Genomic DNA, 20,387 nt, shown 5'->3' on the forward strand with positions numbered 1-20,387 from the left:
GCTCAGGCCGCCGCGTAGCCGACGGCCGCGATGCCCGACTGGGGCGCGGGAATGCTGGTCCCCTCGTCGGCGTATTCGTTCAGCTTGTTGCGCAGGGTGCGGATCGAGATGCCGAGGATGGTGGCCGCGTGGGTGCGGTTGCCGAGGCAGTGCGACAGGGTGTCGAGGATCAGGGTCTTCTCCATCTGCGCCACCGTCTGGCCGACGTGGGCGCGGGTGACGGCGTCGGCGGTCTGGGCCGCGCGGGCTGCAGGGCTGTCGTACGACGCGGCGCCGTGCGAGCCGGCGCTGAGCGGCTGGCCGTCCGGCAGGCGGATGGCCTCGACGTCGATCTCGGGGCCGACGGCCAGCAGCACGGCGCGGTGCATGGCGTTTTCCAGCTCGCGGACGTTGCCGTTCCAGCGGTGCGAGACCAGGGCGCGTTTGGCGTCGACCGAGATCGGCCGCACCGGAACGCCGTTGGCGGCGGCGTATTTCTTGACGAAGTGATCGGCCAGCACCGCGATGTCGCCCGGCCGCTCGCGCAAGGCGGGCAGGCGCAGGTTCACGACGTTCAGGCGGTAGAGCAGGTCTTCGCGGAAGGTCCCCTCGGCCACCGACTTGGCCAGGTCGCGGTTCGAGGTGGCGATGATGCGGATATTGACCGGGACGGGCTTCGTCCCGCCGACGCGGTCGATGACCCGCTCCTGGATGGCGCGCAGCAGCTTGGCCTGCAGGCGCACGTCCATCTCGGAGATTTCGTCCAGCAGCAGGGTGCCGCCGTCGGCCTCCTCGAACTTGCCGATGCGGCGGGCCATGGCCCCGGTGAACGACCCCTTCTCGTGGCCGAACAGCTCCGACTCCAGCAGATTGTCGGGGATGGCGGCGCAGTTGACGCTGATGAAGGGGCGGTCGGCGCGTTTCGAGCCGGAGTGGAGGTAACGGGCCATCACCTCCTTGCCGACGCCGCTTTCGCCGGTGATCAGGATCGAGGCCTCCGAGCGGGCGACCTGGTCGGCCAGCATGACCACGGCCTTCATCGCCGGGTCGGCCGAGATCAGCGGACGGTCGTCGTCTGCGACGGCGGACAGGACGGCCGCGATCAGATCGGCTTCCGGGGGAAGCGGGATGAACTCCTTGGCCCCGGCGCGGATGGCGTTGGCCGCGTCGGTCGCGTCGGCGTCGACGCCGCAGGCCACCACCGGCACATGGATGCGCTCGGCCTCATTGGCCGCGATCAGGGCGGCGATGTCGATGCGGTAGTCGACCATCAGCAGGTCGGCGCCCTGCCCGCGACGCAGCTGTTCCGTCGCCTGATCGCCGCGCTCGACGTGGCTGACCTTGGCGCCGTGCGCCATGGCCATCTTCACCGCCGTCGCCAGCTGTCCGCTGAGCCTGCCAACCACCAGAAGCCGCATGGGTCTTCTCCTCTAATCTCTTACAGCCGGCCGCCGATCAGGCGCCGGAGTCTTCCGTCTTGATGATTTCCGTCATGGTCACGCCCAGCCGGTCCTCGACGACGACGACCTCGCCGCGGGCGACCAGACGGTTGTTGACGAAGATGTCGATGGCCTCGCCGACCTTGCGGTCCAATTGCAGCACCGATCCGCGGTTCAGCTTCAGCAGCTGGGCCACCGACATATGGGCCTTGCCCAGCACGGCCGAGATGTTGACCGGCACGTCGAAGACGGGGGCCAGGTCGCTGGCCGTCTTGTCGGTCGCCTCGTCGTTGACGGTGATCGCGGCGGAGTCCGGAAACTCCTCCAGGGACATGGTGTCGGACGCCATTACGGCCTCTCTTCCAGCGGGGTTTCGGGGGTCAGGGCCTCGGCGTGACCGGCTTCGGCGGCCAGGGCGGAGTTCAGGGCCTCGCCCATACGGGCGAAGGCGTCGGCGGGATCGAAGGCGGCGCGGCCGTCGGCCCATTCCAGCTGGAAGGCCGCGGCGGGCATCATCGGCTCGTTGCGGAAGGCCACCACGCCGGAGAAGCCGGCGTCGGCGCACAGCTGTTCGATACGGGCGCGGGTTGCGTCGTCCAGGTCGCCGGTGCGGACGACGAGGCGGGGCGAGGCGTCGATCTCCTGGCCCAGGGCCTCCAGCGCAGCCTGAAGCGGCGCGGCGGGAAAGCGGTCCAGGGCCGAGGCGGCCACGACGCGGGCGGCGGACAGGGCCAGGGCGGCGGACTGTTCGCGGTGGGACTGGGCCACCTGGGTCAGGGCGGGGATCGCCGAGTCCAGAGCCTGGGCGATGGCGGACAGGGCCATGGCCCGCATGTTCTCGCTCTCGGCCAGGGCTTCGGTGCGGGCCTCCAGCCGCGCCTGGGCGATCAGGGCGTCGACCTCCATGGGGGCATAGGACCGTTTGGTCGGGCGGAAGGACGAGGCGTGGACGACCACGCCCGAGGCGTCGAACTCGGTATCGAAGGCGAAGGGGGTGCTGAGCGGCTGATGGGTCATGTCAGTAGATCAGCTCGTCGTCGCCGCCCTGGCCCACCAGCATGATCTCACCCTTGGCGGCGAGATCCTTGGCGACCTGGACCATGGCCATCTGGGCCTGATCGACGTCCTTGAGGCGGACGGGACCCATCGACTCCATGTCCTCGCGCATGATCTTGGAGGCGCGTTCGGACATGTTGGAGAAGAACAGTTCGCGCAGGGATTCCGACGACCCCTTCAGGGCCAGCCCGAGCGAATCCTTCTCGACCGCACGCAGCAGGGTCTGGATCCCGCCCGGGTCCAGCTTGGCCAGGTCCTCGAACACGAACATCAGGGCGCGGATGCGCTCGGCCGCCTCGCGGTTGCGTTCCTCGAGGGCGCCGATGAAGCGGGCCTCGGTCTGGCGGTCGAAGCTGTTGAAGATGTCGGCCATCATCTCATGGCTGTCGCGCTTGGAGGTGCGGGCCAGGTTGGACATGAATTCGGTGCGCAGGGTCTGTTCGATCTTGTCGAGGATTTCGCGTTGGACCGGCTCCATGCGCAGCATCCGCTGGACGCATTCGAGGGCGAAATCCTCGGGCAGGCTGGTCAGGACGCGGGCGGCGTGGTCCGGCTTGATCTTGGACAGGACCACCGCGACGGTCTGCGGGTATTCGTTCTTCAGATAGTTGGCGAGGACGGCCTCGTTCACATTGCCGAGCTTGTCCCACATGGTCCGGCCGGCGGGACCGCGGATCTCCTCCATCAGGCCTTCGACGCGCTCGGGGGGCATGAAGGAGGCCAGCAGGCGCTGGGTCTGTTCGAAACTGCCCATGACCGAGCCCGAGCCGCTCATGCCCGAGACGAACTCGACCATCAGCTCCTCGACGACGGCGGAGGTGACCGTGCCCAGGCTGGCCATGGCCTGGGAGATTTCCTTGATCTCCTCGTCGTCCAGACTCTGCCACAGGCGGGTGTGGTCCTCGCCCAGGGACAGCAGGATGACGGCGGCCTTCTCGGGGCCCGTCAGCTTCCTGGCGTCCTCGACGGCCGGCTTCTTGGAGACGAGGCGCGCGGCCATCAGCCTTCGTGCACCCAGCTGCGCAGGATCGAGGTGGATTCGTCAGGATGCTTCTCGACGAAGTCCGCGACCTTCTTGACCGACGACGCCTTCACCTGGCCCTCGATGCGGGCGATGTCGAGCCGCTGCTCCATCTCCGACGGCGGACCCGTCAGCTGGTGAATAGCCCCGCCGCCGCCCATGACCGTGGTCGTCTGCAGGGAGGTGACGGTCCCGCCTCCCGGCAGGGCGCCGGCCAGCTGCATCGCGCCGCCGCCGCCCGACGCCGACTTCAGCAGCGGACGCAGGACGAAGAAGATCAGCAGCACGCCGGTGATCAGCAGCACCAGCAGCTCGACTCCGCGCATCAGGTCGTTCTTGGTGAAGTCGAACAGCGACGACTTGGCCTCTTCCCCGCCGACCACCGCCAGGTCGCGGTTGAAGCGGGTGTTCAGCACTTCGAGCTTGTCGCCGCGCGTCAGGTCGATGCCGACCGCGGCCGAGACCAGGGCCTTGATCTGCTCGATCTCGGCAGGCGTGCGGGCGGCGTAGGTCGGAGCGGCCCCGTTGGCGCCGGGCGTCCATTTGCCGTCGACGGCGACCGAGACGGCCAGACGCTTGATCTCCCCGGCCTCCTTCACCGTCGTGGTGGTGGTGTTGGAGATCTCGTAGTTGGTGGTTTCGGTGTTGGCGGTGTCGCGTGATCCGGCCGTCGCGGTCGCGGGATCCGCCCCGCCGGGGATGTTGTTGGTCGCCGTGGCGCCGCCGTCCGACTGGGGCGTCGTGTCGCTGGATTCCGTGCCGTTGGTCGAGGTCGAGCGCACCACCTGGCCGTCCGGATCGTAGCGCTGTTCCTGGGTGGTCGAGCGGCTGTGGTCGATGTCGGCCGTGACCTGGACCCGCGCGCCGCCGACGCCGACGACGCCCTCGACGATGTCCTTGATGCGGGCCTGCAGCCGGGATTCGGTGGTTTCCTGCGCGTCCTGGGCGGAGGCGGCGCTGAACCCCTCGGCGTCCGAGCCCGCGGCCAGGGTGCGGTTGGAGGTGTCGGTCAGGGTGACCTTTTCCGGCTTCAGGTTCGGCACCGAGGAAGCGACGACGTTGCGGATGGCCTGGACCTGGGCGGCGGCCAGCTGGCCGCCCGTGACGCCGACCACGATCGAGGCTGTCGGGGCGGCGGCTTCGGACTGGAACAGTTCGCGCTGCGGCAGGGCGATCATCACGCGGGCCGAATTGATGCCGCGCATGCTCATGATGGTGCGCGACAGTTCGCCCTCGAGCGCGCGCTTGGCGTTGAGGTTCTGCTGGAACTCGGTCTGACCCAGCACCGACTGGTTGTCGAAGATCTCGTAGCCGACACTGCCGGAGGTCACGAGGCCCTTGCCCGCGACCAGCATGCGGGCCTCGCCCACCTCGTCGCGGCTGACGAAGATGGTCGAGCCGTCGCCTTTGGACGAATATTTGATGCCGGCGCCGTCCAGGGCCGAGGTGACCTCGGAGGCCTCGCGCAGGTCGAGATTGGAATACAGCAGGGCGTCAGGGGCCTGACCGATGCGCAGCATGACGGCGACCAGCACCGCCGCGACGCCGGCGGCGACGCCCAGCACCACAGTCAGCCGACCGATCCCGAATCTCTGCAATGCCGCCGTGAAGCCGCCCACGCGTCCCGCCCCGATTACTCACGGGTACCGACTGGAGGCCCGCCAGGCAGAAAATGCCGGGCGCATGGTAAATGGCGCGTTAAGAGCCTTGAACGATCAACGCTTCTTCCGCTTCTGCATGACGAAGCCGATGACCTTGGCGGCCGCTTCGAAATGTTCGCGGGGGATGGTCTCGTCGACCTCGACGGCGGCGTAGAGGGCCCGGGCCAGCGGGACGTTCTCGACGATCGGCACATTGTGGTCGCGGGCGACCTCGCGGATGCGCAGGGCCAGGGCGTCGACGCCCTTGGCGACGCAGATCGGGGCCGGATCGCCCTCGCCCGGCTCGTAGCGCAGGGCCACCGAATAGTGGGTCGGGTTGACGACGATGACCGTGGCCTTCGGGACGTTCTGCATCATCCGCTGGCGGCTGCGCTGGGCCCGGATCTGCTTCAGCTTGGCCTTGACGTGCGGATCGCCCTCGGACTGCTTGTAGTCCTCCTTGATCTCTTCCTTGGTCATCTTCATCCGCTCGGCGAAGCGGTATTTCTGCCAGAGGAAGTCCGCCCCCGCAGTGAAGCCGAGCAGGATCAGGGTCGCCGTCACCAGCGCCAGGATCAGGTCGCGCGCGGCCGGCAGGATCATGGCCGGAGGCATGGCGGCCATGTTCTCCAGGTCGCGCAGGTGCGGCTTCAGAACCATCCAGCAGATGAAGCCGACGGCCACCAGCTTGATGAAGGTCTTGATGAACTGCACCAGGCCGTCGGGGCCGAAGATGCGCTGGAAGCCCTTCATGGGGCTGACCTTGGACCAGTCGGGCTTCAGCTTTTCGGCGGTGAAGATCAGGCCGGACTGGGCCAGGTTGCCGCCGACCCCGCCGAGGATGGTGGCCAGCATGACGACGCCGAGGAAGGGCGCGACGGCCCACAGGGCGATGGCCCCGATCTCGACGCCCGCCCCTGCATCCAGACCGCCCATCATGGTGTGGGGCGCGGCGATGAAGGGCAGCAGCTGCTCGGCCATGGAGGTGGCGAACCAGCCCCCCGTCATCAGCACGGCGGCCGAGGCCCCCGCCAGCGACAGGGCCGAAGCGACGTCGGGCGATTTGGCGACATCGCCCTTCTTTCGCGCGTCCTCGAGTTTTCGGGGTGTCGCCTCTTCTGTCTTCGACTCGGGATCGGCGGATTCAGCCACCGGCGCCTCCCGCGAAGATCTGGGCCAGGGCGCGGTAGCGGTCGATGAAGACCGTTCCCACCACGCCGAGGCTGAGGGCGAAGACCGACAGGCCCAGGATGATGCTGAGCGGGGCCGCGGCGAAGAAGACCTGGAATTGCGGCATGACGCGGCCGATCAATCCCGAGGCGATGTTGAAGATCAGGGCGAAGACCAGCAACGGCGCCGACAGCTGGACCCCCAGCATGAAGGCGTCGCCGAGGGTCTTGATGGCCAGTTGGGCGAAGTCGCCTGTCACCAGCGGCCGGGCCGGAGCGATCAGCTCATAGGACCCGACCAGCCCGGCGATGAACAGATGATGGGTGTTGGTGGCGAACACCAGGGTCGTGCCCAGCAGCATCAGGAAGGCGGCCAGGGTCGCGCCCGGCTGGGCCTGCATGGGGTTGGCGGTCTGGGCGAAGGCCAACGTCGTCTGCAGGGCCACGATCTCGCCCGCCGTCGACAGGGCCGTGGTGAAACTGCGCAGCAGGGCCCCGATCATCAGGCCGACGATGACCTCGCGGATGATCCAGCCCGCCATGCCCCCGACGCTGGCCGGCAGGGCGGGCAGCAGGCCGGCGATGACCGGCCACAGGGCCAGCGACACCACCAGCGCCAGCGACAGGCGGATGCGCGGGGGCACATAGCTTTCACCGATGCCGGGCAGCATCATCAGCACGGCGCCGATCCGCGCGAAGATCAGCGCGCCCTGCCAGACCTGGTCCGATGTGGCGTAAGGCTCCACCCCCTACCCCGTCATCCTCGGGCTTGACCCGAGGATCAGAGGCGGAAGCGCCCTGGCGTTCTGGCGATGGCCCGCCAGCCGGTGTCCCGTCGTCCCTCGACGCGCACCGGACAATCCGATCCTCGGGTCGAGCCCGAGGATGACGATGACGCGGGGCGTCATCGTCACATGCCGGCGATGCGGGCGGCGATCTCGCGCATGAAGCCGCCCAGCAGGGCGCCCATCAGCGGCAGGAACAGAAGCAGTGAGACGAAGATGGCGATGATCTTGGGGGCGTAGATCAGGGTCTGTTCCTGGATCTGGGTCAGGGCCTGGACCAGGCCGATGACCACGCCGACCACCAGACCGACCAGCAGGACCGGCAGGCACAGCTGGATCGTCAGCCACAGGGCGTCGCGCCCCACATCCAGAACTTCCGCGCCGTTCATTGAAATCGTACTCCCGGGATACCGGGCAGAAAATGCCGGGAGCGTGGTTAATGCGCCGCTAACGAACTCTTCTCCCGGTCGGGCACGAAGGCAGAGAGTCCCCGCCTTCCCGCAAAAAATGTCGGACGACCAGCGCCGCCGAGGGCGGCCATGGCGCGAGAGTCTCCATGTGAGCCACACCGATAAAGCCGGCGGGCGTGCCCTTCACCCGCAAGGGAAGAAGGATGTAAGGGTGCAGCATGACCAAGCCCGCCATCTCCCAGTCCGAAGCCGAAGCCGCCGTCCGCGTCCTGATCGAATGGGCCGGGGACGATCCCGACCGCGAGGGCCTGCTGGACACGCCGGGCCGGGTCGCGCGCAGCTACAAGGAGCTGTTCTCGGGCTATGAGGTCGAGCCGCGCCAGTATCTGGAGCGCACCTTCGAGGAAGTCGGCGGCTACAACCAGCTGGTCGTGCTGAAGGACATCCGCTTCGTCAGCTTCTGCGAACACCACATGCTGCCGGTCGTCGGCGTGGCCCATGTCGGCTATCTGCCGACCGACCGGGTGGTGGGCATCTCCAAGCTGGCGCGGGTGGTGCGCGGCTACGCCCGGCGGCTGCAGATCCAGGAGAAGATGACATCCGAGATCGCGCTGGCGATCGAGGAGGTGTTGCGGCCCCAGGGGGTGGGCGTGGTCATCGAGGCCGAACACAGCTGCATGACCCTGCGCGGCGTCAACGCCCCGGGGGCCAGCCTGACGACCAGCCATCTGAGCGGCGTGGTCCGCGACGATCCGCGGACGCGCGAGGAGTTTCTGCGGCTGGTGCGGGGCTGAGAACGCTGGTCATCGCCGGCGCTATCGACCACTGTCATCCGACAACGTTCGGGGGATGACCATGGGACTTTTCGATTTTCTGACGGGGACCAAGGCTCCTCCGGCCGGAACGCCGCGCCAATCCACGGCCGGCCTGCGCAAGAGCCTGATGGACGTGAACCGGGCGACGGCGCCGTTCGTCATCCGGGACGGGAAGAAGGAAGGCGTCGACATGGTCGCCGAATGGCGGGTCGTCGACGCCAAATGGTACGAGATCTTCGCCAAGGCGGGCATCAAGAAGGTCTTCAAGGTGCTGATGAAGTTCGATGAGGCCAGGGGCGAGGTCCGGGCGGTCGACGAGCTTTGGGAGGTCGAATGGCGGGCCGGCGTGCCGACGCTGAGCGCCCGCGGCAGCGCCTCGCGCGGCCAGAATTGGGAGAAGAGCTTCGAGACCGTCTACGCCTTCCGCGAGGACGGGTCGTTCGGCGAGGTCTACGACTACCGGTTCGACACCAGCGAGATCAAGAATCCGGTCAAGGCCGCCGTCCTGGCGGCGGGCTGGGGCTGGCGGGGCGTCGCCTTCGGCAAGCTGTAGGCGGTCCGTCGCGGCCCGGTCCTTGCGGAACTCCCCTCGAAAGGGAGTTCCGCCTTGGTCTGGACCGCGATTTCGACCCGGAATGAAACAACGCCCATCGTTCGGGGCGGGTGGCTGGACGCCCTGCGTTTCATTGTGGCCTCGCTGATCATCCTGCACCACTTCCAGGGCGCGGGCCCCGCGCCCCTGGCCGAACAGCTGCATCCGGTGTTCGAGCGGGGCGGCTTCCTGCTGACCAACTTCTTCCTGATCGACAGCGGCTATGTGCTGATGCGCGTGTACGGGGCTTCGGTCTCGGGGGGCCGGATGTCGGCCGGCGCCTTCTTCGCCAAACGCTTCCTGCGGGTCTGGCCCGCGCACATCATGATGGGTCTGACCCTGATCGCCCTGGTCACGATCAGCGCGGCGCTCGGGCTCGGGCCCCGCGCTCCGGAATGGTTCGACTGGAGCCAGCTGCCCGCGCAGATGGGACTGGTCCAGGCCTACGGCGTGCCCGGCGGCTATGGCTGGAACGCGCCCAGCTGGTCGATCTCGGCCCTGATCGGCTGCTACCTCGCCTTCCCGTGGATGCTGAAGGGTCTGGTCCGGCTGGGGCCGTGGACCGTGCTCGCCCTGGGCGTCGGCCTGTATCTGCTGGCCAACCAGCTGACCTGGAGCCTGTTCGGCTATCCCGTCTACCAGATGCCGATGGGCTTCGGCTTCTTCCGGGCCCTGCCGCTGTTCTTCCTCGGCATGGCGCTGGCCGGGTTCGCCCAGAAGGTCTGGATCGCGCCGAAGCTGGCCGGGTGGGCCGGGATCGCGGCGGCGCTGGGGCTGGCCGTGGCCCAGTCTTTCGACAAGAACGCCCTGATCTCGCTGGCCTGCATCTCGACCATCATTCTGGCGGCCGGCGCCATTCCGACGCCGCGCCCCTCGAAATGGATCGAAAAGGCCGCCCAGGTCTCGTTCTCGATGTTCATCACCAACGAGGTGGTGCGCATCGCATGGTTCGGCGTCGCCAACGTCGCCATCGCCCGCTTCGCCCTGCCGGTCTCCGCCCAATGGGCGCTGTGGGCCGGCGGCGTGGCCGCGGCCTTCGCCTTCGCCTGGGCGTTCCACGTCGCGATCGACACGCCGATCCAGAACCGCATCCGGGACTGGCTCAAAGGCCGGTCGCGCCGTGCGCCCGCCGGGCTGCAGCCGGTCGTGTCGCTGGAAGGCTAGAGGTAGCTCGTCACCTTCGGCGAACGGGTCCAGTCATCGTTGATCCCGTCCTCATAGACGATGGGCGCGGCCGCGAACTCCTCCGGCGTCACATCGTCCAGGGTGGCGATGTTGACGCAGTAGAAGTCGCCGCCCAGCAACTCCATGCTGGCGTTGACGAAGGGATAGACGCCGCACACCTTGCAGAAGGTGTGGTCGATCGTCCCTTCCCCGAACCGGTAGGATGTCAGCCGATCGGCCCCTTGCAGCAGACGGAAGGCCTCGGCCGGGGTGTGGTTCTTCCACATCCGGGTCTTGCCGCAGAAGGTGCAGTTGCAGCGCAGGGTCGAGGCGAACCACGGGCCGGGCCGGATCTGTTCCGAGCGTTCGCCCGGGGGCGACAGATCGATATCGCACTCGTACTTCACCGCGCCGCAGTGGCAGCTGCCGCGCCGGGTCCTGATCATCACACCCCCTCGACCAGATGCAGGATGTTGCCGTCGGGGTCCTTGAACCAGACCAGCTTCATCCCGCCGGCCTCATGGATGTCGCCGTTCAGCGTCATGCCCATGTCGGGATAGTGTTCGAACGTCACGCCCTTCGCCTTCAGCGCCTGCACCGTCTCGACCAGATCGCCCTTCATGTCCCAGCTGACGGCGTTGGCCTTGTTCGTCCCGGCGAAGTCGGACCGATAGACCGTCAGTTCGGTGTCGCCCGTGCGGAAGCCGAGCACGCCGTCTTCGTCATCGGACTGGATCAGGGTCAGGCCCAGGGTGTCTTCATAGAAGGTTCGGGCGCGGGCGATGTCGCTGACCGCGACGATGGCGGATGAGTTGCGGTCCTTCAGCACGGCGGTCTCCTCAAGCTTGTCGCTGAACGAGCGTGTGGACCGCGCACAGGGTTCCCCGTTTTGTGCGCGGCCGCCCGCTTGGTCCGCGCCGCGCGTCCTCCTAGAACAGCGCCATGAAACCGATCCCGACATCCGGAAGTCCTTCGGCGCTCGCCGCGGCCGTCGAGGCCGGCGATGGCGCGGCGGCCGCCCGTCTGGCCGTTCTGACGGGGATGGGGCTAGGGGTCGCGCAGGACTGGAGCCGGGCGATGGACCTTCTGGGCCGCGCCGCGAGTCTGGGATTCGAGCCCGCCATGGATCAGATCGCCTTGCTGGCCAGCGGCTCCGGGACGGGAAACTGGCTGGAGACAGCACGCCGCATCGATGTCGCCGGTTGGCTGACCGCGCCGCGCCCGCGCGTGCTGTCGCAAGGCCCGGCGATCCTCGCCATCGACGGTTTTCTCCCTCCGGCGGCGTGCGACTGGATGAGGGCGCGAGCCGGGGCCGCGGTCGAACCCGCTCTCGTCTATGATCCGGATACGGGTTCCGGGCGTCGCGAGAGCGTGCGCACAAACGCCGCCGCGCAGCTGGATCTGGACCGGATGGACGTCGTTCTGACGCTGGTCCGCGAACGAATCGCGCGCGCCGCCGGATTGCCGGTTCCAGGTCTGGAATGGACCCAGATCCTCCACTACGCCGTCGGCCAGACCTTCGACTGGCACGTGGACTGGCTGGACCCGGCGACTCCGGGCTATGCGGCCGATCTGGCGGCGCGCGGTCAGCGGATCGCGACCCTGCTGGTCTTTCTCAACGACGATTTCGAGGGCGGCGAGACAGCGTTCGAGGCGGGCGGCCTGCGCCATCGCGGCCGCAAGGGCGACGCCCTGCTGTGGGCCAACACCCTGCCCGACGGCTCTGTCGACCGGCGCACCCGGCACGCGGGCCTGCCGCCGACCAGGGGCGAGAAATGGGTGCTGTCGCAGTGGCTCAGGGGACGGGCGCCGAAAGTCTGAAAGCTCGCGATCAATCGGGCGCGGGCGCAGCCAGATGATCAAACAGCCGCTGATATCCTTCGACGTGCGGCCGCCAGTCGGACAAGGCCGCGACCGGAAGCGGAAACCCGTGTGTCAGTCCGGCATGCTTCATGGTCACCCGGCAACTGTCGCGCCGCGCAGCGGACGCGCCCTGACGGCAGCTAATATAGCCGTCGAACGGGCTCGGCAGCTGGAGCTCGTCTTCCGGATATGGCACGTCAGTTTGGTGCATCACCGACAGTCCCTCGCGCGTGCCGACAACCTTGCGCGGCGCATCTGACGACGGATCGCCGCCGACGCCAATATGGATCACCACCCCGTTTCGGGAAGACGGTCCGCCCGTTCGCCGCTGCAACTCCATGGCGTCCTCGAACATCGCCTGCGAAGGCATCGCTCCGTTCGCCCCCTGACCGTTCGGCGAGACTGACCACGGCGTCCCGCCCGGCAGGTGGCGCAGGGCCCGTCCGCCGAACTGGACGCTCGGGCCGATTCCCGTCTCGGCTTGCAGCCGGGCGATGTCGCCGAGATCGTTCGAGGGACTGTCGCAGGCCGCGAGCGCCGCCATGCAGAACAGGAGGCCGAGGGCCGCCAGAAAGGTCTTCATGTGGGCGATGATCGCCCCTGCGCCCTTACCGGCGCTTTAAGCCGACACCGGTCAGATCGGCATCCGCATGATCTCCTGATAGGCCTGGATCACCTGGTCGCGGACGGCCATGACGGTTTCCAGCGAGGCCTCGGCCGAGGAGACGGCGGTGACCACGTCGATCAGACTGCCCTGCCCCTGCACCGCCGACGCCATCTGCGTCTCGGCCGCGCGCGAGCTCTGGGTCATGTCGCCCATGACGCTGGTCAGCATGTCGGCGAAGCCGGACTGGCCGACCCCCGCCGCTCCCCCGACGGGCGAGGCGCCGTCCTGGATCGCCGCATAGGCCTTGGCCGCCATCAGGGGGTTCATCGGTCAGGCCCTATTTCTTCAGCAGGTCGAGGGTGCGGCTGTCCATCGAGCGCGCGGTCTCGATGATGTTCAGATTGGCTTCGTAGGCGCGCTGGGCCTCGCGCATGTCCATGGCCTCGACCAGGGTGTCGACATTGGGACGCAAGACATAGCCCTCGGCGTTGGCCGCGGGATGGGATGGATCGTATTCGGAGCGGAAGTCGCCCATGTCGGGGCGGACCTCGGCCAGGGTCACGCCGGTTGCGCCGTCGATCTCGCGCGCCTGGAAGACGGGGATCTGACGGCGGTAGGGCTGGCCGCCGGCGACCTGGGCGGTCGATTCGGCGTTGGCGATGTTCTCGGCGATGACCCGCATGCGCGATTGCTGCGCCTTCAGGGCGCTGGCGGCGACGGCCATGGCGCTGTTGCGCGGGGGGATGGGGTCAGGCATCGGTCAGCTCCTCAGCGGCCGGGCGCGCGGGCGGCCATGCGCAGCATCTGCATGGACTTCTGGTACAGGCCGATGGCGGCGTCGTAGGCCATGCGGCTCTCGGCCATCTTGAGCATCTGCTCCTCGACCACGACGGAATTGCCGTCGAGCGTGGTCTCGGAATCGGGCGCGGTCTGCGTCTCGAAACGGGCGGTCTGGCCCGCCGGGGCGATGTGCATGGCGCTGGTGCGGACCATGCGGACCCCGCCTCCCCCGTCCCGCAGCGCGGCGGCGAAGTCGGTCGGCTGGTTCAGGTCGCGGCCGACATAGCCGGGCGTGTCGGCGTTGGCGACGTTCTGGGCGATGACGCGCTGGCGCTCGTCCAGCCAGGACAGGCGGCCCTTGATCTGGCTGAGCAGCGGCAGGTCGGTGAAACCCACGGATTGGCGCTCCCGGGCGCGGATCGCCCCTTCGAGATGGGCAGAAACTGCCGCCTGCATGGTTAACGGGGGGTTATCTCAACGCGGCGTTAACCATGATCGCCGAAGGCTGGCGCATGGATTTCCTCGACCTGCTGCGGGCCATGTTCGCGCTCGCCATCACCCTGGGCATCATCGGCCTGGCCGCCTGGGGCGCGCGCCGCTATGCGCCGCAGCTGCTGGCCCGCCTCAGCGCCGAGCGCGGGGAACGGCGGATGAAGGTGGTCGAGACCCTGATGCTGGACCCCGCGCGCCGGCTGGTTCTCGTGCGAATCGACGACGAGGAGCGCCTGCTGATGCTGGGCGAGGGCCGCGAGCTGATCGAGCCCCGCGGGGACGCCAAGTGAGACGCGCGGACGTTCTCCCTCCCCCTCCGGGGGAGGGTCGCCGCCGCATAGCAGCGGCGGGGTGGGGACGCTTCGGCAAGGGCGTCGGCGGCGTGTCTGTCGCCCAGCCCTCCCCACCCGGTCGCTGCGCGACCACCCTCCCCACAAGGGGGAGGGAGAAAATCTTTGCACTCCCAGGGCGCGCCGAGCTGAAGCGCGCGGCCCTGCTGTCGCTGATCACCACCCTCGCCTGCCTGCTGTGGCCGCTGGGGGCCCTGGCCCAGGACATAGCGGCGGCCGGCGGCCCCGGGGCGGCCATCAATGTCGATCTCGGCACGGGGGCCGGGCTGACCGAGCGGGTCGTCCAGCTGGTCGGGCTGATGACCGTCCTGTCGCTGGCGCCGTCAATCGTGATCATGACCACCAGCTTCGTGCGCATCGTCGTGGTGCTGTCGCTGCTGCGCACCGCCCTGGGCATGCAGCAGTCGCCGCCCAATGCCGTTCTCGTGTCCCTGGCCCTGTTCCTGAGCGCCATCGTCATGGCTCCGACCTGGCAGGACGCCTATGATTCGGGCATCCGGCCCCTGCTGGACCAGCAGATGGAGCTGCCCCAGGCCTTCGATGCGGCCTCGGAACCTGTGAAGACTTTCATGCTGGCCCAGGTGGACCGCGACGACCTCGCCCTGTTCGTTCGGCTGTCGCAATTGGAGGCCCCGACGGCGGCCGCCGACCTGCCCCTCCGGGTGGTCACGCCGGCCTTCATGATCAGCGAGTTGAAGCGGGCCTTCGAAATCGGATTTCTCCTTTTCGTTCCGTTCCTTGTGATCGATCTGGTGGTCGCCAGCGTGCTCATGTCCATGGGTATGATGATGCTGCCTCCGGTGGTGATTTCCCTGCCGTTCAAGCTGATCTTTTTCGTGCTGGTGGACGGCTGGAGACTGGTCGCGGGAAGCCTCGTCGAGAGCTTCCAGAGAGCCTCCGGCGCCGGGTAAATCCCCAGCCCGTGGGGCTTACAGCGGCGAAGTCGCTTGCCAAGGGAATAAAAAGCGGCGTCAATCCGTCCGTCATCGCCCCTGAATCGGGGCGAGCTTTCATCGGGAAACGACCCACATGACCACCCAAGCAGAACTCATCGCCTCCGTCGCCAAGGACGCCGGCGTCAGCCAGGCCGACGCCGGCCGCATGCTCGACGCCCTCGTCAAGAACATCCACAAGTCGCTGATCGGCGGCGGCGACGTGCGCATCTCGAACCTCGGCGTGTTCGACACCGCCGCCCGCGCCGCCCGTGAAGGCCGCAACCCGGCCACCGGCGCGACGATCAAGATCGCCGCCTCCAAGGCCGTGCGCTTCCGCGTGTCGAAGCCGCTCAAGGATGCGGTGAACAAGTAAGACCACAGGGTCTCAGGCGGCCGGCCTCGCAGGGGCCGCCGCCGCAGCTTGAGGACGGGCGGGGGCCGCGGCGCGGTTCCCGCCCGTTTTCGTTCTGAGATCGCCCTTCATGGCCGTGACCCAGCCGGCGAAGGTGTCGGCCGAGGCGGTCAGGGCCGCGAAATCTCCCGGCGCGACGCCGTCGTCATCCAGGGCGATGGACAGGGCCGTCTTCGCTCGCGCGCCCGCCACGAACGGGCGATAGTTCCGCGACAGACGGTTCAGCGCCGCACCGTCCCGTCCGAGGGAATAGCCGATGCCGGCGCGAATCAGACGCGCCTCTTCCTCCGCGGCAAGCGGCGCGGGATCGGCGTACCGCTGGCCCAGACGGGCGTCATAGAGAGCGGCCGCCTGAAGCCATTTCTGCTGCTTCCAGAAGATCTCGGCCCGGACGTCGCCGGCCTCGGGCGAGGCGTCCGAGCCCAGGACCTCCAGTGCGTGATCGAACCGCCCCAACCCCGCCAGGGCGCGGGCCTCGAGGGCGCGACGCTCGGCGTTCAGGGCGGTGGGCAGGATGGTGGTCCGCGAGCTCCAGATCGCCTGCAGCGCCGGTTCGGGCTGCCGGTCCATCAGATAGACGGCGGCCAGATCGGTTGCGACCTGGGCCTTGGCCACCCCTTCCAGTCGGTTATCGACCTGGTATTTCAACAGTTCGGCGGCCTGGTCCAGCAGATCGACGTCGACCAGACGGCGCGCGAGGCGGCGGACCATCTCGTCGCCGTCGGCGCCGATCGGGGTCAGTTCGCGGAAGTCGTAGAACAGGCCCAGCGCCTGCACCGGCTGCAGACCGTCGGCCCCGCCCTCGAGGAACAGCATGCGGAAGGCCGCGCCCAGATCGGCCTGGATGTCGGCGGCGCCTTCCAGCCGGTTCAGGCCCGGTCCGGCGCCCTTCAGCGCGGTCAGGGCCTCGCGATAGAGGCCTTGGGACAGATAGAGCTGGCCCAGCTGGCGGATGACGGCCAGTTCGGTGGCGTCGCCGCGCCAGCGCCAGCGCAGCCCTTCCAGCTCAATGGCGGCGGCGTCCGGCTTCATCCGGCCCTTGGCCAGCGACAGGCGGACGACGCCCAGCCTGGCCGGCACCGAGACGACGTCCAGCGGCGCCCGGCTGATGGCGTTATAGACGGCCAGGGCGCGGTCGGACTGGCCGTCCAGTTCGAACACCCTGGCCTGCACCAGACGCGCGGTCAGCTGGTCGGCGGCGGGCGCCTCCTGACTGAAACTGTAGGCCAGCAAGGCCCGCGCGGCGGGCAGGTCGCCGGTTTCAAGCGCCGCGAGCGCATGGGCGGCGCCGAAGCGGGCGCGCCATGCTGCGGGGAAGGCGTCGGCCGCGACGGCTCCGGCGGCAAACGCCTGGCGGGCCCCGGCCCAGTCGCCCTGGGTCGAGGCGATATAGCCGCGCCACATGGCGGCGGCAGGGTCGCCGGCCACGGCGGCGGCGGCGAAGTCGCCCTGCGCCTCCTCCATCCGGCCGATGGAGGCGCGGGCCGCGCCGCGCAGGCCGCGAAGCTCGGGCTCGCCGGCCATGTTCGGAGCCTTGGCGGCGATGTTGTTGAGCACGCCGACGGCCTCATAGCCGAGGCCGGAGCCGACCAGGAACCGCGCCAGGGCGAACCGCGCCTCGGCCGGCGCGCGCGGATCGTCTCCGGCCGCCATCGCCTCCCGCGCGGCGGCGTCCTGAAGCTGGCGATGCCGGGCCGGGAAGCCGGCGTGACCGACGTCGGCCCATTCGGCGAGGATCAGGGCCGGGAATTTCGCCTTCCGCGGCGCGCCGTTTTCATCCGCCGCAGCCTCCAGCGCGGCGGAGGGCGGCGACAGGATCAGGCCGTTGGGGCGGCTGAAGGTGACCCGGTCCCCGTCGGCCTGGACGCCCAGATCGGCGGACGTGGTCTCGACGGCCAGTCCCTGGGCGGTCGGCAGCAGAGCCAGGTCAACGGTGCGGCGGCGATCGGCGAAGCCCTTGCCGGGGGCCAGGGCCGTGATGGCGGCGAAACGGTCTCCGGCCAGCGGATCAGTCAGCCAGACGGCTCGGGTGGCGCCGGCCATACGGGCGACCAGAACGGGCTCGCCGCTGTCGTCGCGGTCGACGGTCACGCCCTCCACGGCGACCGGCTGGCCGCCTATGACGACGGTCCAGGTCGAGCCCTGGGCGACAGCGGAGACCGCCAGGCCGGCCGGCGCGGCGATGCGAACGGCGACATGATCCGGCCCGGCCGTCCAGTGCGCGTCGGACGCGGGACCCAGCTGCCGCGCGCCGGACATGTCGAACCGGGCCGGGGTGTCGAATACGATCCAGACAGCCTCGCCGCGGCGGAAGACGGCGGCCCCGACCGGCTTGTCCCACCGGAAGGCCAGCGACACCTTGGCCGGCGTGGCCCGGGCGACGACGGCGACGGTCGGGGCGGCGACGGCCGGCGGCGGCGGCGCATCCGGCGCCGAGGCGAACAGGTTCAGATAGACGGCGCCGTCGGCCGAGCCGCTGCGGGCGTCGGCCCCCTCGGACAGGGTCAGGACCAGTTCGGTGGCGCCCTGGACCGCGCGGGTCTCGACCTTGTCCACCCCCGGGGGCGGATCGACCTTCAGCCGCGAGACGTCGGGCGCAGCGGTCGAGCCGATGCGGACGATGACGTCTCGGCCCTCACGGCGGACCTTCGAGCGCGCGCCGATGACGCCGGCGAACTCGATGCGGGTGAATTCGGCGTTGGCTCCGATGCGGATCGAGATCGGATCGACGACGGCGCCGGCTTCCTGGGCCATCGGCGCCATGGGCGCAAACACGACCGCGCCCGCCGCGGCGGCGGCCACGGTGGTTCTGAGAACGCGCTTGCTGACGGAGACCCCGGACATACGCGCGCACCCTCGCGCGACCGGCCTTACAACGCGGTTAACGGTTGGTGACCGTGACCGCGACAATGCGGCCCGTTGCGCAGGAGGGCCCGCACGCCGACATGAACCCTGGCTTCCTGTCAGGACCCCCGACTGTGACCGATCTCAAGTTTCCCCGCCTCAACACCCTGTCCACCGGCCTGCGTTGCCGCTGCCCCCGTTGCGGCAAGGGCCCGCTGCTGAAGGGATTCCTGACCATCCGCGACGCCTGCCCCGCCTGCGGCCTCGACTACAGTTTCGCCGAACCGGCCGACGGTCCGGCCTTTTTCGGCATGAGCCTGGTCGGCGTCATCGGCATGATCCTGTTCATGTGGTTCGAGTTCGGCGCCCATCCGCCGATCTGGGTGCATCTGGTGGTGACCATGCCGCTGCTTGTGCTGGGCTGCCTCGCTGTTCTGCGTCCGCTGAAGGGCTGGCTGGTTTCCGAGCAGTATGTCCACAAGGCCGCGCCGCCCGAGTTCGAAAGCGTCGGCGGACACGGCGAAGGGTCGAAATGGCGCTGATCGCCGTTTGACTCCGGGCGCGGCGGCGCGCTCCCTGCGCGGGCCTCGAGGAGGGGGCGCCATGGACGTCGAGCAAATACTGTCGTGGCTCCTCATTCTCGTGCCCGTCGTCATCCTCGGGATGGGCGTTCGCATGATCCTGACGCGCAAGCGAAAATAGGCGGTCGACGCCGGCGCTCCCGGCGCCGCAGCTAGAGCGTTCTCGGCTCCAGGGTGCAGAAGACCGCATGGGTCGCCCCGGCGGCCTGGGCCGCAAGCGCGCGATCCGGCCGCAGGTTGACCAGCAGCAGCTGGTTGCAGATCTGACGCGCGGCCGTCACCAGTTCGGCCGCGCCAAGCCAGTCCCTCACGCCCTCATGCGCAACGCCCGCGAAATCGATGGCGATGCAGTGGGCGCGCACGCCGTTCAGCCGCCGCGCAGCATCGACGTCGGGCGCGATGTGGAGCACGACCCCGCGCGTCCGGGTCTGGAAATGCGACAGGGCGTCGTCGATGACATCCACCGGCGCGTGTTCGATGCCGCCGAAGACCTCGATCAGCAGACTGCCGGGCTCGGCGCTGTGCTGGCTGGCTGCGCAAAGCAAGGCGTAGGGCCCCCGCCCCGCGGCGAAGGTCCGCCAGAAGGCGGGGACGATGCCGCTGTCGCCCGGCCCCAGCCGCAACAGCCGCATGCCGTGTTCGATGGTCAGGACGTCGATCTGCCTGAGGTCGTCGATTTCCAGGGTCTTGCGTTCGAAGACCGAGCGTTCTCCACAGCGCCGGATGGTGCGCCTCAGGCGCTGGCTGATCGGCGCGGAGGAGGCCAGGTCGAACACGGGCTGGGAGGCCAAGGTGACGGTCAGTTCACACCGCGACCGGGTCGCCGTTGAAAAGGTGACGCTTTCATACGGCGTGCCGAAGGCGCGCCGCTGTGGGGCGGACCCCGACTCTGCGTCGTCGCGCACCGGCCCGTATCCCCGGTCCCCCCGTCCTGCATGCATGTCTGGCTCTCCCCTGAATTCCACCTCTTCCTGCTTATTTCAATGAACGCTGATAGATTAACTCCGACCTTAGCATTCTGGTTAAGCCACACCATTAACGCAGTAATGATATTCAGATATGCACCTCCACATTGATATTGGGAATTAACCGGCGCCATACATAATTCATATTTTCAGTGAGCAACACGTTGTGATCCATAATATATATCGTTCTACTTTTAACCTACAGTCATGTTTACCTTTATATACTTAGAATATATCCGGATAGCCGGCCAATGAATCCGGAACAGTGTCAGTTCGTCATATCGGTTTCTTCGTCAACAGCGCGGAAAGTTCGGGCCACACACCCCGAAGGATAGAAAACTATACTTATCTCTATCGAAACGTGCGCCGTCGGGCGGCCGGCGCCGCGGGACGGCGGCAGTCCGGTAAACAGGGAAACCATCTTGGGGCAGGCAGAACCCTGTGGACGAAAAGACCGTCCGGGTGCGCGATCCAGACCGCGCCGGCCG

At 68.4% G+C, this 20,387-nt stretch carries 24 protein-coding genes; 8 read left to right on the forward strand and 16 right to left on the reverse strand.

All coding sequences use genetic code 11. The annotated features are described in order from the left end of the window. Positions 1-2: 2 nt before the first annotated feature. The 8 genes from VN378_RS07865 to fliQ form a co-directional block, all read right to left on the reverse strand. Entirely contained in the window at positions 3-1,397 is a 1,395-nt protein-coding gene (locus VN378_RS07865) for a sigma-54 dependent transcriptional regulator (protein WP_325742609.1), read from the reverse strand. 37 nt (positions 1,398-1,434) lie between these two features. Continuing rightward, positions 1,435-1,767, reverse strand: coding sequence for a flagellar motor switch protein FliN (gene fliN / locus VN378_RS07870; RefSeq protein ID WP_325742611.1), 333 nt, complete (start codon positions 1,765-1,767; stop codon positions 1,435-1,437). Then, the gene (locus VN378_RS07875) at positions 1,767-2,435 is read right to left on the reverse strand and encodes a flagellar assembly protein FlbE (protein WP_325742613.1); all 669 of its coding nucleotides are present in this window, start codon (positions 2,433-2,435) and stop codon (positions 1,767-1,769) included. The genes fliN and VN378_RS07875 overlap by 1 nt, the downstream gene beginning before the upstream one ends. 1 nt (position 2,436) lies before the next feature. After that, complete coding sequence (fliG, locus tag VN378_RS07880) at positions 2,437-3,474, reverse strand: flagellar motor switch protein FliG (protein ID WP_325742615.1); 1,038 nt, start codon at positions 3,472-3,474, stop codon at positions 2,437-2,439. Next, positions 3,474-5,114 (reverse strand): flagellar basal-body MS-ring/collar protein FliF, encoded by a 1,641-nt coding sequence (fliF, locus tag VN378_RS07885; protein WP_325742617.1) that lies wholly within the window; start codon positions 5,112-5,114, stop codon positions 3,474-3,476. The genes fliG and fliF overlap by 1 nt, the downstream gene beginning before the upstream one ends. Before the next feature lie 96 nt (positions 5,115-5,210). Beyond that, entirely contained in the window at positions 5,211-6,287 is a 1,077-nt protein-coding gene (flhB, locus tag VN378_RS07890; protein WP_325742619.1) for a flagellar biosynthesis protein FlhB, read from the reverse strand. Further along, positions 6,280-7,050, reverse strand: coding sequence for a flagellar biosynthetic protein FliR (gene fliR / locus VN378_RS07895; protein WP_325742621.1), 771 nt, complete (start codon positions 7,048-7,050; stop codon positions 6,280-6,282). The genes flhB and fliR overlap by 8 nt, the downstream gene beginning before the upstream one ends. 164 nt (positions 7,051-7,214) lie before the next feature. After that, positions 7,215-7,478 (reverse strand): flagellar biosynthesis protein FliQ, encoded by a 264-nt coding sequence (fliQ, locus tag VN378_RS07900; protein WP_055830786.1) that lies wholly within the window; start codon positions 7,476-7,478, stop codon positions 7,215-7,217. Positions 7,479-7,717: 239 nt separating this feature from the next. Here fliQ and folE point away from each other — a divergent pair, with 239 nt between their 5' ends. From folE to VN378_RS07915, 3 genes are all read left to right on the forward strand, one after another. After that, the gene (gene folE, locus VN378_RS07905; RefSeq protein ID WP_325742624.1) at positions 7,718-8,293 is read left to right on the forward strand and encodes a GTP cyclohydrolase I FolE; all 576 of its coding nucleotides are present in this window, start codon (positions 7,718-7,720) and stop codon (positions 8,291-8,293) included. Positions 8,294-8,354: 61 nt separating this feature from the next. Beyond that, positions 8,355-8,867 (forward strand): hypothetical protein, encoded by a 513-nt coding sequence (locus tag VN378_RS07910; RefSeq protein WP_325742626.1) that lies wholly within the window; start codon positions 8,355-8,357, stop codon positions 8,865-8,867. A 54-nt stretch (positions 8,868-8,921) separates the two neighbouring features. Beyond that, positions 8,922-10,070, forward strand: a complete 1,149-nt coding sequence (locus VN378_RS07915; protein ID WP_325742628.1) for an acyltransferase — start codon at positions 8,922-8,924, stop codon at positions 10,068-10,070. Here VN378_RS07915 and VN378_RS07920 read toward each other — a convergent pair. Both VN378_RS07920 and VN378_RS07925 read right to left on the reverse strand, forming a co-directional pair. Further along, positions 10,067-10,516 (reverse strand): GFA family protein, encoded by a 450-nt coding sequence (locus tag VN378_RS07920; protein WP_325742630.1) that lies wholly within the window; start codon positions 10,514-10,516, stop codon positions 10,067-10,069. The genes VN378_RS07915 and VN378_RS07920 overlap by 4 nt on opposite strands. Further along, entirely contained in the window at positions 10,516-10,899 is a 384-nt protein-coding gene (locus tag VN378_RS07925; protein WP_325742632.1) for a VOC family protein, read from the reverse strand. Before VN378_RS07925 ends, VN378_RS07920 begins: the two co-directional genes overlap by 1 nt. Before the next feature lie 113 nt (positions 10,900-11,012). Here VN378_RS07925 and VN378_RS07930 point away from each other — a divergent pair, with 113 nt between their 5' ends. Continuing rightward, positions 11,013-11,891: a 2OG-Fe(II) oxygenase gene (locus VN378_RS07930; protein WP_325742634.1), complete on the forward strand. Its 879-nt coding sequence runs from the start codon at positions 11,013-11,015 to the stop codon at positions 11,889-11,891. A 10-nt stretch (positions 11,892-11,901) separates the two neighbouring features. Here VN378_RS07930 and VN378_RS07935 read toward each other — a convergent pair whose 3' ends face one another. The 4 genes from VN378_RS07935 to flgB form a co-directional block, all read right to left on the reverse strand. Beyond that, positions 11,902-12,477 (reverse strand): hypothetical protein, encoded by a 576-nt coding sequence (locus tag VN378_RS07935; protein ID WP_325742636.1) that lies wholly within the window; start codon positions 12,475-12,477, stop codon positions 11,902-11,904. A gap of 90 nt (positions 12,478-12,567) precedes the next feature. Further along, complete coding sequence (locus VN378_RS07940) at positions 12,568-12,867, reverse strand: flagellar hook-basal body complex protein FliE (RefSeq protein ID WP_325742638.1); 300 nt, start codon at positions 12,865-12,867, stop codon at positions 12,568-12,570. A 10-nt stretch (positions 12,868-12,877) separates the two neighbouring features. Beyond that, entirely contained in the window at positions 12,878-13,297 is a 420-nt protein-coding gene (gene flgC, locus VN378_RS07945) for a flagellar basal body rod protein FlgC (RefSeq protein WP_325742639.1), read from the reverse strand. 11 nt (positions 13,298-13,308) lie between these two features. Beyond that, positions 13,309-13,716, reverse strand: coding sequence for a flagellar basal body rod protein FlgB (gene flgB, locus VN378_RS07950; protein WP_325742640.1), 408 nt, complete (start codon positions 13,714-13,716; stop codon positions 13,309-13,311). A gap of 116 nt (positions 13,717-13,832) precedes the next feature. Between flgB and VN378_RS07955 the strand changes: the two genes are divergently transcribed. The 3 genes from VN378_RS07955 to VN378_RS07965 all read left to right on the forward strand — a co-directional run bounded on the left by VN378_RS07955 (position 13,833) and on the right by VN378_RS07965 (position 15,470). Then, positions 13,833-14,102, forward strand: coding sequence for a flagellar biosynthetic protein FliO (locus tag VN378_RS07955; protein ID WP_325742692.1), 270 nt, complete (start codon positions 13,833-13,835; stop codon positions 14,100-14,102). A 161-nt stretch (positions 14,103-14,263) separates the two neighbouring features. Beyond that, entirely contained in the window at positions 14,264-15,073 is an 810-nt protein-coding gene (gene fliP, locus VN378_RS07960) for a flagellar type III secretion system pore protein FliP (protein ID WP_325742693.1), read from the forward strand. 118 nt (positions 15,074-15,191) lie between these two features. After that, on the forward strand, positions 15,192-15,470 hold the full coding sequence (locus VN378_RS07965) for an HU family DNA-binding protein (protein ID WP_284223625.1): 279 nt from the start codon (positions 15,192-15,194) through the stop codon (positions 15,468-15,470). Between the two features lie 12 nt (positions 15,471-15,482). Here the strand turns inward: VN378_RS07965 and VN378_RS07970 are convergent, their stop codons facing one another. Next, a complete protein-coding gene (locus VN378_RS07970; RefSeq protein WP_325742644.1) occupies positions 15,483-18,353 on the reverse strand; it encodes a hypothetical protein in 2,871 nt (956 codons plus the stop codon). Positions 18,354-18,487: 134 nt separating this feature from the next. On the opposite strand from VN378_RS07970, the gene VN378_RS07975 reads away from it, so the two are divergent. After that, positions 18,488-18,895 (forward strand): DUF983 domain-containing protein, encoded by a 408-nt coding sequence (locus tag VN378_RS07975; RefSeq protein ID WP_325742646.1) that lies wholly within the window; start codon positions 18,488-18,490, stop codon positions 18,893-18,895. A gap of 191 nt (positions 18,896-19,086) precedes the next feature. Here VN378_RS07975 and VN378_RS07980 read toward each other — a convergent pair whose 3' ends face one another. Beyond that, positions 19,087-19,725 (reverse strand): hypothetical protein, encoded by a 639-nt coding sequence (locus VN378_RS07980; RefSeq protein ID WP_325742648.1) that lies wholly within the window; start codon positions 19,723-19,725, stop codon positions 19,087-19,089. Between the last annotated feature and the right edge of the window lie 662 nt (positions 19,726-20,387).

It is taken from the genome of Brevundimonas sp. (assembly GCF_035561115.1).
GTDB lineage: Bacteria > Pseudomonadota > Alphaproteobacteria > Caulobacterales > Caulobacteraceae > Brevundimonas.

Coding starts and splice junctions, on each gene's coding strand:
- VN378_RS07865 (WP_325742609.1), bottom strand. CDS start 1,397: ATGCGGCTTCTGGTGGTTGGCAGGCTCAGCGGACAGCTGGCGACGGCG.
- fliN (WP_325742611.1), bottom strand. CDS start 1,767: ATGGCGTCCGACACCATGTCCCTGGAGGAGTTTCCGGACTCCGCCGCG.
- VN378_RS07875 (WP_325742613.1), bottom strand. CDS start 2,435: ATGACCCATCAGCCGCTCAGCACCCCCTTCGCCTTCGATACCGAGTTC.
- fliG (WP_325742615.1), bottom strand. CDS start 3,474: ATGGCCGCGCGCCTCGTCTCCAAGAAGCCGGCCGTCGAGGACGCCAGG.
- fliQ (WP_055830786.1), bottom strand. CDS start 7,478: ATGAACGGCGCGGAAGTTCTGGATGTGGGGCGCGACGCCCTGTGGCTG.
- folE (WP_325742624.1), top strand. CDS start 7,718: ATGACCAAGCCCGCCATCTCCCAGTCCGAAGCCGAAGCCGCCGTCCGC.
- VN378_RS07910 (WP_325742626.1), top strand. CDS start 8,355: ATGGGACTTTTCGATTTTCTGACGGGGACCAAGGCTCCTCCGGCCGGA.
- VN378_RS07920 (WP_325742630.1), bottom strand. CDS start 10,516: ATGATCAGGACCCGGCGCGGCAGCTGCCACTGCGGCGCGGTGAAGTAC.
- VN378_RS07930 (WP_325742634.1), top strand. CDS start 11,013: ATGAAACCGATCCCGACATCCGGAAGTCCTTCGGCGCTCGCCGCGGCC.
- VN378_RS07935 (WP_325742636.1), bottom strand. CDS start 12,477: ATGGCGGCGCTCGCGGCCTGCGACAGTCCCTCGAACGATCTCGGCGAC.
- VN378_RS07940 (WP_325742638.1), bottom strand. CDS start 12,867: ATGAACCCCCTGATGGCGGCCAAGGCCTATGCGGCGATCCAGGACGGC.
- flgC (WP_325742639.1), bottom strand. CDS start 13,297: ATGCCTGACCCCATCCCCCCGCGCAACAGCGCCATGGCCGTCGCCGCC.
- VN378_RS07955 (WP_325742692.1), top strand. CDS start 13,833: ATGGATTTCCTCGACCTGCTGCGGGCCATGTTCGCGCTCGCCATCACC.
- VN378_RS07965 (WP_284223625.1), top strand. CDS start 15,192: ATGACCACCCAAGCAGAACTCATCGCCTCCGTCGCCAAGGACGCCGGC.
- VN378_RS07970 (WP_325742644.1), bottom strand. CDS start 18,353: ATGTCCGGGGTCTCCGTCAGCAAGCGCGTTCTCAGAACCACCGTGGCC.